The organism is Pantoea sp. CTOTU50773 (assembly GCF_032082325.1).
Classification (GTDB): domain Bacteria; phylum Pseudomonadota; class Gammaproteobacteria; order Enterobacterales; family Enterobacteriaceae; genus Pantoea; species Pantoea communis.
Map to the genome: position 1 here is coordinate 64,194 of NZ_DAMDQC010000001.1, position 14,668 is coordinate 78,861.

Consider the following 14,668-nt stretch of genomic DNA (forward strand, 5'->3'; position numbering starts at 1 on the left):
GTAAATGAACAACCTGCCCCAGGAAAAAATTGGCCAGAACATGCTGGTCAAAATGGCGATGCTGGTGATTATTCTGGCGGGCATCCGTGCTGCGTCAGAAATTCTGGTGCCCTTCCTGCTCGCCAGCTTTCTGGCGATTGTGCTGAATCCACTGGTCACCCTGCTGATGCGTCGAGGCGTGCCACGTGGTCTGGCCATCACTGCGGTGATCAGCGTGATATTTATCGTCATCCTGTTGTTGGTTGGCGTGATGGCCAGTTCGGCCAGTGACTTCAGCGACACCTATCCGCAAATCCGCAGCATGCTGGAACAAAAGCTCGGCGTGGTGCAGCACTTTGCCGCTCGCTTTCATATCAATGTCTCAACGGAAGCCTTAGCTGCCCGGCTCGACCCGAATGTGATGATGGATCTGGCCACCACGCTGCTGAAACAGTTTTCCGGTGCCATGACCAACGTGCTGCTGCTGATCCTCACCGTGGTGTTTATGCTGTTCGAAGTGCGCCATCTGCCCTACAAAATGCGCAACGCGATGATCAATCCGCAAATCCGCATTGCGGGGTTACACCGCGCATTCAAAGGCGTGACCCACTACCTGGCGCTAAAGACCCTGGTCAGCGTCATCACCGGGCTCGCGGTATGGCTGGTGCTGGAATTGATCGGCGTGAAATTCGCGCTGTTCTGGGGCGTGGTGGCGTTTATCCTCAACTTCGTGCCCAATATCGGCCCCATCATCGCCGGCATCCCGCCGTTTATTCAGGCTCTGGTGTTAAATGGCGTCTACGATGCGCTGTTCGTGGTCGCGCTGTTCAGTGCGATTCATATGGTGTTTGGCAATATGCTGGAGCCAAAGCTGATGGGGCGCGGATTGGGGCTCTCGACGCTGGTGGTGTTTCTGTCGCTGATATTCTGGGGCTGGCTGTTGGGGCCGGTGGGCATGCTGCTGTCAGTACCACTGACCAGCGTCACTAAGATATTGATGGAGACCACGCCGGGTGGCAGCCGACTGGCGATTATGTTAGGCAACGGCCGACCGGGATCGCGTCCACGTTAATAGCCAGGGGTTTGCACCGCTACAGCATGTGCACATCAGCGTCGCGGCGAGAGGCTTCGCGCAGGTTGATGTGCACATAAGTGTAACGGCGCGATTATTGCGCAGGATTGGCGATTATTGAGTAAAGACGCTGTTATCGGTAATCGCCTGCACATCGACTTTGTTCGGCAAAATCTTCAGCTCGCTAAACAGATTTGACACCTTCTGCACTTTCGCCACATCTTCTGCCGTTACACCCCGAACGCCGTGTGAAATGCGCGGCGTAATTTTCTGCGCATCTTCCGGCGAGAGACGTGTTAACTGGGCATAGACTGCGTTGTACTGCTGCGGGTGCTCCAGTGCCCATTCGCGGGCTTTGGCTAAACGATGGGTGAAATCGACAATCGCCGCCCGCTTAGCGGGATCGTCCAGCGAACTCTGCGTGGCAGTGACAAACGACAGTGCCGTGGTTAACCCTTTGCCATCGCGCAGCAGGCGTGCACCGTGCTGTTCAGCAATCCCCAGATAGGGATCAAACGTGGCCCAGGCGGCAATCTGCCCGGAATTAAACGCTGCACTGGCATCGGTTGGCAAAACAAACCGCACCGGCACCGTATCGCGTTTGACCTGCGCTTCTTCCAGCGCTTCATACAACAGATGCTGCGAAATGCTGCCGCGCGCCGATGACACCACCACTTCTTTTCCGGCCAGATCTTTTACGCTGTGGATTGGCGAATCCGCCGGAACGATCAATCCGTTCGAACCGGCATCGCCGACGTTGGTGGCGATGATCTTCAACGGTACGCCACCGGACGCCGCCATCAATACCGGCAAATCTCCGGCGTAGGAGGTATCGACCGCCCCCGCACGCTGTGCTTCAAACAGCGGTGCCGCCCCCTGGAAATTCGCCCAGCGATATTGATAGGGCGCATCTTTCATGACATCGGCGGCCTCAATCAGCGAACGCAAATTGCGCGCCTGATCGCCCAGCACCAGAGTGACTTTGCTCAAATCAGGTGCCGCCTGACTACTAAACGCCGCGCACAGCAACAGCGTCGAAACTACCAGTTTCAGCCATTTCATAAGGGATTCTCAGAGTGCGTTGCGGTTGAGCTGGCAGATGTAGGCATCCCAGTGCAGCTGATATTTGTGGTTACGGATGCTGTTGTCGAAGGCTTGCGCCGCTTTCTCGGATACCTCATCAGGCAGGATGATCAAATCCGCACCGCCCGACTGAGCCGCTAGTTGCGCCTGGCAAGCACGCTCCAGGTAGTAAAGGTTATAGAACGCTTCTTCAATACTGCCGCCGCAGGTCAGCAGGCCGTGATTGCGCAGGATTAGCGCATTAAGATCGCCGAGATCGGCCACAATGCGTTGCTGCTCATCAAGATCCAGCGCAATGCCTTCGTAATCGTGATAGCCAAGACGATGGTGGAAGCGCGTGCTGTGCTGCGAAATCATCAGCAACCCGTTGCGCTGCGCAGAGACACCAATGCCCGCCGCCGTATGCGTATGCAGCACGGCATGCGCATCCGGACGTGCACGGTGAATTGCGCTGTGAATCACAAATCCCGCGTGGTTAATCCCCAGCCCCGTCGGGTCATCAATGATGTTTCCGTCGATATCAATTTTCACCAGCGTCTCCGCCGAGATTTCATCGAAGGTTTGACCGAAAGCGTTAATCAGAAAATGGGGCTGATCGCCCGGCACACGCAGAGAAAAGTGGGTGTAGATATGGTCGGTCCAGCGCAGCCTGGCCGCCAGGTGATAGGCCTGCGCCAGCTTCACACGCGCCTGCCATTCGCCTTCGCTGATGCGTTGGCGCAGGGAAGCCACATCCAGGGTTTCAGTGCTCATTTTCGCTCCTCATTTCAGGTCAATATGCTTTCCCATCATCGTGGCACAGCGCTTTTCCCGCTGGGAAATGCCAATAACGGCAAAACATTGTCAATTAACGCAAAGCGACGCCGATATTTGACCTGAGTCAGCCCAGAGCAAAATCAAAAGGCTAATATGCACGGCCCCTGGAAGTGTTATGCTGCTGACGCCGCAGCTTAGCCCTCATCTGCTGCTTAAAATGACCGAGGAAAGTCAGGTGCCACCGCAAAGAAAAAATCGCGATTTTGGCTGGCTGTTAATTGTCTGTGCCGGGTTATTACCACTGGTACTGGGCATCCTTTGTACGGCCATTGAAGCGCGGCACACGGTGAGCCAGCAGCAGATCTCCACCGCTGACTCCTTACTCACTCAAGCCGAAAAAATGAGTGATAACGCCTGGGATATGATCACCCAGCTGCGTCAGTACCATTATCAGCCTTGTGCGAAGATCGAGGATCAACTGCAGCGCGCTGGCACCCTCAACGCCTATTTCCGTTCCGTCGGTCTGCTGAGTGGCGAGAACATCAGCTGCTCATCAGCGTTTGGTTTGGTGCATGGCACCCTGACCCAGATGATGATGCAACCACCGCCGATCACGGGTAAAGCCTGGTGGAGCCTCTCCATTCGTGGCACTTACGGCGTGCCCAATCGGCCCGCCGTGGTGTTTGTGCGTCAACTGCCAGATAGCACCGGCTTCTGGGCGGTGATTGATGGTCAGTATCTGATGGACTTTATGCACGCGATTGGCGAATCGCGTGGCTATCAGATGAGCATGCGCTTTAGCGGCGGTGCACCCATTACCAGCGGCCCGGCCGATATCGAACCCGAACTGTATCTGAAAAGTGAGCCTTATCAGGCCGAATCCGGCCGCTACCCCATTAGCGTGAATGTCACCGTGCCTGCCTCCGAGTTGCTGAAAGCCTGGCGTCAGGCGCTGTTTATCTTCCTGCCGATGGCGGCGATTTTTTCTATCCTGCTGATGGTATTGACCGCCAACTGGCTGCGCCGCCGCATTTCGTGGGCCGATGAAATCCGCCGCGCGATGCGAAGCCGTCAATTCTCGGTCCATTACCAGCCGGTTTACAGCACGGAAATCGAGCGCTGCAAAGGCGCGGAAGCCCTGTTGCGCTGGCAATTGCCGAATGGTGAGATGATCCGTCCGGATATCTTTATCAGCCACGCCGAATCTGAAGGGATCATTGTGCAGCTGACCCAGCATTTGCTGGATCTGATGGCGGAAGATATTCAGGGCTGGCAGGTTGAGCCCGGTTTCCATATTGGCCTGAACGTGGCGGCAGAACACTTGCAACATGCCGATTTCGTGCAGGACATTCAGCGCTTTGCCCGCCGCATTAAAGACAAGCAGATGGTGGTGACGCTGGAGCTCACTGAGCGCAGCCTGATTGATGACGGCGAACTGGTGGCGCGTAAACTCCGCTACCTGCAGTCACACGGCATGAAAGTGGCGATTGATGACTTTGGTACCGGCCACTGCTCACTCTCTTATCTGCTGACCTTCCCGCTGGATTACCTGAAAATCGATCGCGGCTTTATTAACGCCATTGAAGGTCTGGAGGTAGAAACGCCGGTGCTGGATGCCATCATAAATCTGTGCCACAAACTCAAGCTGGATGTGCTCGGTGAAGGTGTGGAGACCTCGTTGCAGTTCGACTACCTGAAGCAACGTGGCGTTGTCTACATTCAGGGCTACTATTATGCCCGTCCGATGGATAATGACCGGCTTCGCGCCTGGCTCAATGAGCAAGGGCGTCAGCCACTTCTCGTTGAGGAATCCCATGAGCCTGAATTGCGTCATTCTTGATGATTACCAAAACGTTGCCCTGTCGCTGGCCGATTGGGCATCGCTGCAACCAACCGTACACACCACCGCACTGACCCGGCATTTTGACAATGAAGATGAGCGGGTGCGCCATATCGAACACGCCGATATCCTCGTTGTTATGCGCGAGCGCACACCGCTCACGGCCGAACTGATTGGTCGCTTGCCTAACCTGAAACTGGTGGTCACCTCCGGCATGCGTAATGCCTCGATTGATCTGCACGCCTGTGCCGAGCGCTATATCGCCGTGTGCGGCACCGCCAGCAGCAGCGCTGCACCGATGGAGCTCACCTGGGGTTTGCTGATTGGGCTGGCACGCCACATCAGGTTAGAAAATCAGGCAATGCGCAATAACGGGCCGTGGCAGCAAACGCTGGGGCTCGGTTTGCAGGGCAAAACGTTGGGCTTAGTGGGGCTGGGTAAAATCGGTGGCGAGATGGCCAAAGTGGCGCAGGCCTTTGGGATGCGCGTATGCGCATGGAGTCAAAATCTCACCGACTCACGCGCGACCGAATGTGGCGCAGAACGGATGCCTTCGCTGCACGCCTTGATGCAAGCGAGCGATTTTGTGTCGGTGCACCTGGTGCTCAGCGAGCGCTCGCGCCACGTGATTGACCACGCTGCACTGGCGCAGATGAAGCCAGGCGCGCTGTTGATCAACACCTCACGCGCCGCACTTGTCGACCAGCAAGCGATGATTGCCGCGCTGCAATCCGGTCAATTGGCTGGCGCCGGAATCGATGTGTTCGAACAGGAACCGCTATCTGCTGACCACCCGTTGCGCCATCTGCCCAATATGCTGGCCACGCCGCACCTTGGCTATGTCGCCGACAGCAATTACCGCACCTACTTCACGCAGGCAGTGGAAGATATTCAGGGATGGATAAGCGGCGCACCACTGCGATCGCTACTCTGAGCGACGGCGTTTTTCGGCGATACGCAGCGCCACTTCCAGTGTGTCATCCGCCAGCGTGACTGGCGGGCGCTGGCCATTCAGGCGCTGGTTAATACGTTCTAAGGTCGGCGTCAGCTGTCCCACCAACTGCTGATACTCATCAAGCTGGGTAATGGGTTGATTACGCGCGATGCTGGTTTGCGTCAGGCGTTGCAGCTGCCGCAAACTCTCGGCCGCCTGGCTGGTGAGCAATCCCGCCTGCCGCCAGGTTTTCAGGCGTTTCAGCAGTTCATCAGGTTGTTGGGCCAGTAATGCCAATTGGGCATCGGCACGTTCACCGCAGTCGATCCAACCAATCGGTGCCACAGGATCGGTGAACGGTCGCCGTGCATCAGGCGCATAATTGATAAGATTCCTTTCTACACTGTCAATTTGCGACAGCCAGGGATTCTCAAACAATCGGGCGTTTTTTCTCGACATGAACACTCCACCTGAGCCAGGCGGCAGAGTATTACCGAATGATGACAGGCTGGCAAGCAAAGCTTACCGCTTCGATTAATGATAAGAATTTCTTATTTATTTGCGCAACAATCAGGTATAGCAATCAAGCCGCCACTTGTCAGAACAATGGATTAATCAATCAGCGATGCGCAGTTGATATCGCTGATAATCATCAAAATTTTCCCCGCGTTTTTTCAAAAAAAAAATAAATGACACCCTTTGCCACCCTTTTGAAGCATTCCTGGCTGAAACGCACGCATTACGCGGCCTGACGCGCGATAACCAGGATTTTATAAGCTGCGTTTTCCTTGTCATTCAGCCAGAGTTTTAGCCAAAAAATAGCCAGTTGCTGGCTGAAACATGACAAATATCACACAAAATCGGTATACTCTGTCGCGGGACGTAATCATTTCGCCCCTAATTATTACCGTTGCTACGCCGGATAAATCCCTCTTTCACGGCTATGCTTAAATCTTCTCAACGCCGTGGACTGGCCACAAAATGTAGTCTGCAGCGTTGAGGATTTTTCGAATTCCAATACAGGGTTACAACATGAAACTACGTAGGAAGCGTGTAAAACCTATCGGGCTGGATGACGTCACGATTATCGATGACGCCCGTTTACGTAAAGCCATTACCGCTGCGTCTCTGGGCAACGCGATGGAGTGGTTTGATTTCGGTGTTTATGGCTTTGTGGCGTATGCGCTGGGTAAGGTGTTCTTCCCGGATGCATCGCCTAGTGTGCAGATGATTGCTGCACTGGGTACCTTCTCGGTTCCCTTCCTGATTCGTCCATTAGGCGGTCTGTTCTTTGGTATGCTCGGCGACAAATACGGTCGTCAGAAAATCCTCTCTATCACCATTGTCATCATGTCGATCAGTACCTTCTGTATCGGCCTGATCCCCTCTTATGCCACCATCGGCATCTGGGCACCGATTCTGCTGCTGCTGGCGAAAATGGCGCAGGGCTTCTCGGTGGGCGGTGAATATACCGGTGCCTCGATCTTTGTCGCGGAATATTCGCCGGACCGTAAGCGTGGCTTTATGGGCAGCTGGCTCGACTTCGGCTCCATAGCCGGCTTCGTGCTGGGTGCGGGCGTCGTGGTGCTGATTTCCACCGTCATCGGTGAAGCGAAATTCCTGGAGTGGGGCTGGCGTCTGCCGTTCTTCCTCGCGCTACCGTTAGGGATCATCGGTCTGTATCTGCGTCACGCGCTGGAAGAGACACCGGCGTTCCAGCAGCACGTTGATAAGCTGGAACAAGGCGATCGTGAAGGTCTGCGTGACGGCCCGAAAGTATCCTTCAAAGAGATCGCCACCAAGCACTGGAAAAGTCTGCTGGCCTGTATCGGTCTGGTGATTTCCACCAACGTGACTTACTACATGCTGCTGACCTACATGCCGAGCTACCTGTCGCATAACCTGCACTACTCGGAAGATCACGGCGTGCTGATCATTATCGCCATCATGATGGGTATGCTGTTTGTGCAGCCGGTGATGGGCATGCTAAGTGACCGCTTTGGCCGTCGCCCGTTTATCATCATCGGCAGTATCGCGCTGTTCGCCTTCTCGATTCCGGCCTTTATGTTGATTAACAGCGGCGTGCTGGGGCTGATTTTTGCGGGTCTGCTGCTGCTGGCGGTGATCCTTAACGCCTTTACCGGCGTGATGGCTTCGTCGCTGCCGGCGATGTTCCCAACGCACATTCGTTACAGTGCGCTGGCCAGTGCCTTCAATATCTCGGTACTGATTGCCGGTTTAACCCCGACCTTCGCCGCGTGGTTGGTTGAAACAACCAACAATCTGTATATGCCGGCTTATTATCTGATGGTGGTCGCGGTGATTGGTTTGATCACGGGTATCTATATGAAAGAGACCGCCAACAAGCCGCTGCGCGGTGCCACACCGGCGGCGTCGGATATTGAAGAAGCGCGTGAAATCCTGCAGGAGCATCACGACAACATTGAGCAGAAAATCGAAGATATTGATGAAGAGATCGCTAAGCTCGAGGCGAAACGTAAAAACCTGGTGCAGCAGCACCCGGACATCAACGAGTAATCTTCCCCACTCCCGCCGCCCGGCGGGAGTTTTCGTTTCCGCACACAATCCTTCATCCCCGCTGGCGAAAAGGGGTAAACTGTTGTCACTTTTTTCACCAGCAAAAGTTGTACGAACATGTCTGAATTCAATCTTCTCCAACGTCCAAGAAGACTGCGCAAAAGCGCATCAATGCGTGAAATGTTCCAGGAATCCCACCTTCGTCTGAGCGATCTGGCCCTGCCAATCTTCGTTGAAGAAGGCGTGGACGATTACGTGCCGATTAACGCCATGCCGGGTGTGATGCGTATTCCTGAGAAACGTCTCGCCTATGAGATTGAGCGTATCGCCAAAGCCGGTATTCGCTCTGTGATGACCTTCGGTATCTCGCATCACACGGACGCAACCGGCAGCGATGCATGGAATGAGAATGGCCTGGTGGCGCGTATGTCGCGTATACGCAAGGACACCGTGCCAGAAATGATCGTGATGTCCGATACCTGCTTCTGCGAATACACCAGCCACGGCCACTGTGGCGTGCTGTGCGATCACGGCGTGGATAACGACCAGACATTGATTAACCTCGGCAAACAAGCCGTGGTCGCCGCGCAAGCCGGTGCGGATTTTATCGCCCCTTCAGCGGCAATGGATGGCCAGGTGAAAGCCATTCGTCAGGCGCTGGATGCCGCAGGCTTCACCGATACGGCCATCATGTCTTACTCCACCAAGTTCGCTTCTTCATTCTACGGTCCGTTCCGGGAAGCAGCAGGAACGGCATTAAAAGGCGATCGTAAAACTTATCAGATGAATCCGATGAACCGCCGTGAAGCGATTCGCGAGTCCCTGATTGATGAAGCCGAAGGGGCTGATTCACTGATGGTAAAACCGGCGGGTGCTTACCTCGATATTCTGCGTGATATCCGCGAACGCACTACTCTGCCGCTGGCTGCGTACCAGGTGAGTGGTGAATACGCGATGATCAAATTCGCCGCGCAGGCGGGTGCCATCGACGAACGTAATGTGGTTCTGGAAAGCCTTGGTGCGATTAAACGTGCCGGTGCTGACCTGATTTTCAGCTATTTTGCCCTTGATCTTGCCGAGCAAAAAGTGCTCTGAAAATCGTTACGCTTAGCAATGGATATCGCAACCGTTGCTAAGCGCTTTATGCCGTTATGGCAGCAAAGCACCAGTCAAGTTGTACCCGAATAATTTAAAAGAAAGAGTAACGCGATGAAAGCACCTGCACTGCCTGCGGACGAGTCACGTCGTCTGGCCCAGTTACGTGCGCTCAACATTCTGCACACGCCTGCAGAAGAGCGTTTTGATCGTTTAACCCGCCTTGCTCGTCGTTTGTTCGGCGTGCCGGTTGCGCTGGTTAGCCTGCTGGAGGAGGACCACCAGTGGTTCAAATCTATCGCTGGCCAAAGCGCGGCGACCGCACCCCGTAATACGTCGTTCTGTGGCCACGCGGTCCTGCAAGACGATGTGATGGTGGTCGAAAACGCCCTTGAAGATGAGCGTTTCCACGATAATCCGTTAGTGAAAACCTCAGAGAATCCCGTGCGCTTTTACGCGGGTTGTCCGCTGCGTACGCCAGCGGGTGCCAAAGTGGGCACGCTCTGTATCGTCGACCACCATGCGCGCGAATTTAATGCGGATGACATGAATACGCTGCGCGATTTGGCCGCGATGGCCGAAGCAGAGTTGGTGGCGTTCCAGACAGCGACCTCGGATGAACTGACACAAATCACCAACCGTCGCGGATTTATGACGCTGGGACAGCTCGCGCTGAATGAGTGCGAAGTCAGGCAACTCCCGGCCAGTTTGACCTTCCTCGACCTCGACCGTTTCAAAGCTATCAATGATACGCTCGGCCACCGCGAGGGGGATCGTGCATTGATGGATTTTGCGGATGCGATGAAAGTGAGTTTCCGCCACGCTGATATCTTTGCCCGCCTGGGCGGTGATGAGTTTGTGGTGCTGTTTAACGGCTTGCAGCAGGCCGATGCCGAGGGCGTTTTGGCGCGCTTTGATCGTTTCCTGCAAAAGCAAACTCAGGATCTCGACCGCCGCTACGCACTGCACTTCTCATCAGGCATTGTGGAGTTTGATCCCGACCATCCGCTGTCGCTGGAACAGCTGCTGGAAGGCAGCGATGCGCGTATGTACGAAGCCAAAAACGGCAAAAAAAAGCAGGCACAGTAATGCCAGGGCGTGCATAAGCACGCCCATTTGCCACCGCATCTTACAATGGACGCGCCAGATCGCTAATCAGCGTCTGATTAAACTTCTGCGGCTCTTCCATCTGCGGCGCATGTCCCATACCTGGGAACTCAATTAAATGTGCCTCCGGAATTATCTTTGTCACCTGTTTGCCCAACACATTGTAATGACCTAACTGCGCTTTGATCGCAGCGGGAGCAATATCGCTGCCAATCGCGGTGGTATCGGCGGTTCCGATCATCAGCGTTGTCGGCACTTTCAGGTCTTTGAATTCGTAATAGACCGGCTGGGTGAAAATCATGTCGTAAATGAGCGCAGAGTTCCACGCCACCTTCTTGTGGCCTGGCCCGCTGTTGAGACCTGCCAGCATATCCACCCACTTGTCGTACTCCGGCTTCCACTGACCGCTGTAGTAAGTCGTCTGCTCATACTTTTTAATACCCGCCGCACTGAGCTTCAGTTCGCGCTGATACCACTGATCCACCGAGCGCCACGGTGCGCCTTTGGCTTTCCAATCCTCCAGTCCAATCGGGTTCACCAGCACCAGCTTCTGTGTCTGCTGTGGATACATCAGCGCATAGCGCGTCGCCAGCATGCCACCGGTTGAATGCCCGATAATCACCGCCTTAGCAACGCCAAGATGCGCTAACAGTTGATGGGTATTCAGCGCCAGTTGCTGGAAGCTGTATTGGTAATTGGCGGGTTTCGTCGAGCTGCAAAAGCCAATCTGGTCCGGCGCAATCACCCGATATCCCTGCTGGCTAAGCGCTTTGATGGTGTCTTCCCAGGTTGCACCACAAAAATTCTTACCGTGCAGTAATACCACCGTTTGACCATTAGCCTGCTGCGCGGGTTTGACATCCATGTACCCCATGCTCAGCGGTTGCTGCTGTGAGGAGAAATTAAAGTGTTCAAGTGGGTAGGGATACTGAAAACCTTCCAACTGCTCGCCATACACATTGGCCGCTAACGCGGAGGTGGTGGGTAGCGCAGCCATCGCCGTCAAAATCACGGCAAGTGACTGTTTCAGCGGGAAACGAAAAGCCATGCGCACTGCTCCTGAGCTATGAAAAAACCATCAGTCTGGCACGTTAATCGCCAGTGCGTATTGATGAGGTGTGCCAGCGCCACGTTTTCTCATACTGTTAAGCTCGGCAAAGTGATGGAAAATTTGAGTTAAAAATAACGGGCGTGATTACGCTAAATATTCAACATCGATTCAACAAAAGCGGCCTTAATTTCACTAAAAGCAAGACCAGCCTTGATGACAAATAATAAAAAAGCCAATTCCTTATAAAACTTTACGTTAATCGGATGAATGGAAAGATTAATTATTTTACACTGTGTCCAGTTAATGGAGGATCAAAAAGATGCCGCAAAAATACAACGAAGGGGTTATTGATTCGGTGACCAAATGGATTATGGGCAATCTGGATCAGCGCTTAAGCATTGATGATATCGCCGTGAAATCGGGTTATTCTAAATGGTATTTGCAGAAATTATTTGCCCGCTATCATAATGAAACGCTGGCACGGTATATCCGTAAAAAGAAACTGGCATGCTGTGTCAGCGAGCTGAAATACAGCAACGCACCGATCATCAGTCTGGCCGTAAAATACCATTTTGAAAGCCAGCAATCGTTCACTCGCTCCTTTAAGCAAGTGATGGGTTGCACCCCACTCTACTGCCGTAAGCGTCAGCTGGGGAGCGAAGCCGAGCAGCAATTGAAAGAGAGCACTGATCCATGCGTGATTTGCCGTAAGCATGGATTTAACAGCAGTGAGAAAATGGAAGAAGTGAGAACGCCAGCGCTGCGCTCAGGTCAATTTCCCTCACGTATTGATTGTGTGATGCGTTAATAATTCGCGTCACTATTTTTCTTTGCAGGATTTGCATAACAACGGATGGTTCGCCATCCGTTGTTAAGAATAGCCCTCATTGGCCACGCTGAAATATTCTTCTCATCAGATAGCCTGTCAAAATGATCCGGGAATAATTTTACCCGTCCTATTTTCAATGCATTCTTATCAATAGGTTGATTTACAAACCATTAATTCACACCCGACCACGAAATGTTTTCCGGTATTGTAACGGAGACGTATTCAAATTCTTTTTAAAATGTCGCCTTAACATTAATGGCGAAGAGAATCCGGCTTTTTCTGCGATCAGCTCAATCGGCTGGTCGGTTTTTTCCAAAAATCGCTGCGCCAATGCCAGACGCTGATTCACTAACCAATCACTGAAACAGCTGCCGGTGGTTTGGTTAAAACGGCGCGTAAAACTGCGACGACTCATCAACGCTCTCTCCGCCAACTGATCCAGCGTGAGGGCCTGCTGCAAATTTTCGGTGGCCCAACTGAGCGCCGACATAAATCGATCGTTGCCCGCCGAGTGATAGACCGGCTGCTCAATATATTGTGCCTGGCCGCCCTGCCGATGCGGCGGTACCACCAGCATGCGCGCCACACTGTTGGCCACATCCACTCCACACTGTTCACGCACCAGATGCAGGCAGCAATCGATACTCGCTGCAGTGCCCGCCGAGGTCACAATCTGCCCTTCGTCGATATACAACACGTCACGGTCAATCGTCACATCGGGGTAAAGCCGTTCAAAATCACTCATCCAACGCCAGTGTGTCGTGGCGCGCTGCTGATGCAGCAAGCCAGCGGCTCCGAGCACAAAGGCGCCAAGACACAAGCCAACAATCTGAGCCCCACGCTGGGCAGCCTGCTGTAACGCCTGCAACAACGCGGGCGGTGGCGCAACGGCAGGATCGCTCCAGCTGGGCACCACCACCATATCCGCTTCGGCCAGCATAGCCAGTTCATGCTCCGCGACAATCGAAAAACCGCTGTTGGTGCGAAGCGGACCGGCGTGGGTGGCACAGATCATTAATTGGTAGCAAGCTCGACCATCTTCGCGTTCCGCCTTCTCAAACACCGCACAGGGAACGGAAAGATGAAACGGGATGATGTCGTCAAACACCACAATACCGACCTTAATGGGCGCATCCAGGTGCGCCATTTTTGGCGCAAAGTGAACGTTATTTGTCATGCGCAGTACTCCTTCACTTTCGGCACAATCGCCATACTGCAGTGCATCGGAAGTCACCCTGACTTCCCAATCAAAGAGATGATTAGTGATGAAAACCCTTTTTGCTTCAGGCACCTTAGCATTAGCGATGGCAATTTCAGGCAGCGCTATTGCCGAAGAACACAAAGCTGAAAATGCACCGACCATTCGTACCATGAGCGGTGCCACCGCCACCCCCCAGCTGACGGCCAATCAAACCGCGGTCATCGTGATTGATATTCAGAACGAATACTTCGCTGGCGGCAAAATGCCCATTCCAGACGGTATGAAAGCACTGCAAAACAGCAAGCGCCTGGTTGAATTTGCACACAAGCATGGCATGCCGGTGTTCTTCGTGCGCCATGAAGGCGCGGCAGATGGCCCGCTGTTCGCCAAAGGCAGCCGCTTCGCTGAATTCCACAAGGATTTGCAGCCGGGCAAAAATGATCGTGTCATTACCAAAGCCACACCGAGTTCTTTCGTGGGAACCGATTTGAAACAACAACTCGACAGTCTGGGCATCAAGCAGTTAATTGTCACCGGTCTAATGACCCATATGTGCGTGTCGTCCACCGCACGTGATGCCGTACCGCTTGGCTACTCGGTCATTATCCCGGAAGATGCCACCGCCACGCGCGATCTGGCGACCTGGGATAACAAGGTAGTCGATCACAAGGTGCTGCAGCAGAGCGCATTGACAGGCGTTGCTGATGTGTTTGCCGAGATCAAAACCACCGACGCGGTATTAGCGCTGCCCGTGCATTAATCACTGCACTGCTTTACCCGGTAATAACTTTTCAGACATCACCTTGCGGCAGGACAGACTCTCCTGCCGCGCCTGCTGTTGCTGCTCCGCTGACAAATCCTGCCACACGCTTTGCAGATGTTCTGCCAGACCTGACTGGAAATGAATTTTCTGCAGCGCATAGTCCGAGTTGCTGCCTTCAATAATCTGTTGCATCGCCAGGGGTGAGTTGTCGCGCCCATCATGGGTCAAGGTGCAGAACATGGCGATGTAATAGCCTTTATCTTCATCGCTATAGTGCGGCATCAGCCACCAGACAGCCGCGCTGATGACGATAAGCACGGGCAGAAGGAATTTAAGTTTGAACATGGAATCATGGGCCTGTTGGAAAAAACGCGGCGATCTTAACAGATTCATCGGTTAACAGCCCTTAAACACCCACGG

At 53.8% G+C, this 14,668-nt stretch carries 14 protein-coding genes; 8 read left to right on the forward strand and 6 right to left on the reverse strand.

Annotated features, from left to right (window positions below; all coding sequences use genetic code 11):
* Positions 1 to 4 precede the first annotated feature (4 nt).
* A complete protein-coding gene (locus tag RT340_RS00275) occupies positions 5 to 1,051 on the forward strand; it encodes an AI-2E family transporter (protein WP_097119391.1) in 1,047 nt (348 codons plus the stop codon).
* 114 nt (positions 1,052 to 1,165) lie between these two features.
* On the opposite strand, the gene RT340_RS00280 is transcribed toward RT340_RS00275, so the two are convergent.
* Both RT340_RS00280 and RT340_RS00285 read right to left on the reverse strand, forming a co-directional pair.
* Positions 1,166 to 2,113 carry an ABC transporter substrate-binding protein gene (locus RT340_RS00280; protein WP_211729220.1) on the reverse strand — a complete coding sequence of 316 codons (948 nt, stop codon included), beginning with the start codon at positions 2,111 to 2,113 and terminating at the stop codon, positions 1,166 to 1,168.
* Between the two features lie 9 nt (positions 2,114 to 2,122).
* A complete protein-coding gene (locus RT340_RS00285; RefSeq protein ID WP_313373363.1) occupies positions 2,123 to 2,887 on the reverse strand; it encodes a class II aldolase/adducin family protein in 765 nt (254 codons plus the stop codon).
* A 238-nt stretch (positions 2,888 to 3,125) separates the two neighbouring features.
* Here RT340_RS00285 and RT340_RS00290 point away from each other — a divergent pair, with 238 nt between their 5' ends.
* Positions 3,126 to 4,730, forward strand: coding sequence for an EAL domain-containing protein (locus RT340_RS00290; protein WP_211729251.1), 1,605 nt, complete (start codon positions 3,126 to 3,128; stop codon positions 4,728 to 4,730).
* The gene (locus tag RT340_RS00295; protein ID WP_211729219.1) at positions 4,705 to 5,664 is read left to right on the forward strand and encodes a D-2-hydroxyacid dehydrogenase family protein; all 960 of its coding nucleotides are present in this window, start codon (positions 4,705 to 4,707) and stop codon (positions 5,662 to 5,664) included. The genes RT340_RS00290 and RT340_RS00295 overlap by 26 nt, the downstream gene beginning before the upstream one ends.
* Here RT340_RS00295 and RT340_RS00300 read toward each other — a convergent pair.
* Complete coding sequence (locus tag RT340_RS00300; protein WP_211729218.1) at positions 5,656 to 6,123, reverse strand: hypothetical protein; 468 nt, start codon at positions 6,121 to 6,123, stop codon at positions 5,656 to 5,658. The two genes, RT340_RS00295 and RT340_RS00300, sit on opposite strands and share 9 nt — an antisense overlap.
* A 573-nt stretch (positions 6,124 to 6,696) precedes the next feature.
* Between RT340_RS00300 and proP the strand changes: the two genes are divergently transcribed.
* The 3 genes from proP to RT340_RS00315 all read left to right on the forward strand — a co-directional run bounded on the left by proP (position 6,697) and on the right by RT340_RS00315 (position 10,386).
* Positions 6,697 to 8,202, forward strand: coding sequence for a glycine betaine/L-proline transporter ProP (gene proP, locus RT340_RS00305; RefSeq protein ID WP_313373364.1), 1,506 nt, complete (start codon positions 6,697 to 6,699; stop codon positions 8,200 to 8,202).
* Between the two features lie 117 nt (positions 8,203 to 8,319).
* The gene (hemB, locus tag RT340_RS00310; protein ID WP_313373365.1) at positions 8,320 to 9,297 is read left to right on the forward strand and encodes a porphobilinogen synthase; all 978 of its coding nucleotides are present in this window, start codon (positions 8,320 to 8,322) and stop codon (positions 9,295 to 9,297) included.
* Positions 9,298 to 9,411: 114 nt separating this feature from the next.
* A complete protein-coding gene (locus tag RT340_RS00315; protein ID WP_034819748.1) occupies positions 9,412 to 10,386 on the forward strand; it encodes a sensor domain-containing diguanylate cyclase in 975 nt (324 codons plus the stop codon).
* 40 nt (positions 10,387 to 10,426) lie between these two features.
* Here RT340_RS00315 and RT340_RS00320 read toward each other — a convergent pair whose 3' ends face one another.
* Positions 10,427 to 11,452: an alpha/beta fold hydrolase gene (locus RT340_RS00320; protein ID WP_211729217.1), complete on the reverse strand. Its 1,026-nt coding sequence runs from the start codon at positions 11,450 to 11,452 to the stop codon at positions 10,427 to 10,429.
* A gap of 322 nt (positions 11,453 to 11,774) precedes the next feature.
* Here RT340_RS00320 and RT340_RS00325 point away from each other — a divergent pair, with 322 nt between their 5' ends.
* A complete protein-coding gene (locus tag RT340_RS00325; RefSeq protein ID WP_211729216.1) occupies positions 11,775 to 12,263 on the forward strand; it encodes a helix-turn-helix domain-containing protein in 489 nt (162 codons plus the stop codon).
* A 196-nt stretch (positions 12,264 to 12,459) separates the two neighbouring features.
* Here RT340_RS00325 and RT340_RS00330 read toward each other — a convergent pair whose 3' ends face one another.
* Positions 12,460 to 13,461, reverse strand: coding sequence for a GlxA family transcriptional regulator (locus tag RT340_RS00330; protein WP_166935218.1), 1,002 nt, complete (start codon positions 13,459 to 13,461; stop codon positions 12,460 to 12,462).
* An 88-nt stretch (positions 13,462 to 13,549) separates the two neighbouring features.
* Here RT340_RS00330 and RT340_RS00335 point away from each other — a divergent pair, with 88 nt between their 5' ends.
* Positions 13,550 to 14,245: a cysteine hydrolase family protein gene (locus RT340_RS00335; RefSeq protein WP_160833795.1), complete on the forward strand. Its 696-nt coding sequence runs from the start codon at positions 13,550 to 13,552 to the stop codon at positions 14,243 to 14,245.
* Here the strand turns inward: RT340_RS00335 and RT340_RS00340 are convergent, their stop codons facing one another.
* Positions 14,246 to 14,593, reverse strand: coding sequence for a hypothetical protein (locus tag RT340_RS00340; RefSeq protein ID WP_034820073.1), 348 nt, complete (start codon positions 14,591 to 14,593; stop codon positions 14,246 to 14,248).
* Positions 14,594 to 14,668: the final 75 nt, after the last annotated feature.

Coding starts and splice junctions, on each gene's coding strand:
- RT340_RS00280 (WP_211729220.1), bottom strand. CDS start 2,113: ATGAAATGGCTGAAACTGGTAGTTTCGACGCTGTTGCTGTGCGCGGCG.
- RT340_RS00285 (WP_313373363.1), bottom strand. CDS start 2,887: ATGAGCACTGAAACCCTGGATGTGGCTTCCCTGCGCCAACGCATCAGC.
- RT340_RS00320 (WP_211729217.1), bottom strand. CDS start 11,452: ATGGCTTTTCGTTTCCCGCTGAAACAGTCACTTGCCGTGATTTTGACG.
- RT340_RS00315 (WP_034819748.1), top strand. CDS start 9,412: ATGAAAGCACCTGCACTGCCTGCGGACGAGTCACGTCGTCTGGCCCAG.
- RT340_RS00295 (WP_211729219.1), top strand. CDS start 4,705: ATGAGCCTGAATTGCGTCATTCTTGATGATTACCAAAACGTTGCCCTG.
- RT340_RS00335 (WP_160833795.1), top strand. CDS start 13,550: ATGAAAACCCTTTTTGCTTCAGGCACCTTAGCATTAGCGATGGCAATT.
- RT340_RS00340 (WP_034820073.1), bottom strand. CDS start 14,593: ATGTTCAAACTTAAATTCCTTCTGCCCGTGCTTATCGTCATCAGCGCG.
- hemB (WP_313373365.1), top strand. CDS start 8,320: ATGTCTGAATTCAATCTTCTCCAACGTCCAAGAAGACTGCGCAAAAGC.
- RT340_RS00300 (WP_211729218.1), bottom strand. CDS start 6,123: ATGTCGAGAAAAAACGCCCGATTGTTTGAGAATCCCTGGCTGTCGCAA.
- RT340_RS00330 (WP_166935218.1), bottom strand. CDS start 13,461: ATGACAAATAACGTTCACTTTGCGCCAAAAATGGCGCACCTGGATGCG.
- proP (WP_313373364.1), top strand. CDS start 6,697: ATGAAACTACGTAGGAAGCGTGTAAAACCTATCGGGCTGGATGACGTC.
- RT340_RS00275 (WP_097119391.1), top strand. CDS start 5: ATGAACAACCTGCCCCAGGAAAAAATTGGCCAGAACATGCTGGTCAAA.
- RT340_RS00325 (WP_211729216.1), top strand. CDS start 11,775: ATGCCGCAAAAATACAACGAAGGGGTTATTGATTCGGTGACCAAATGG.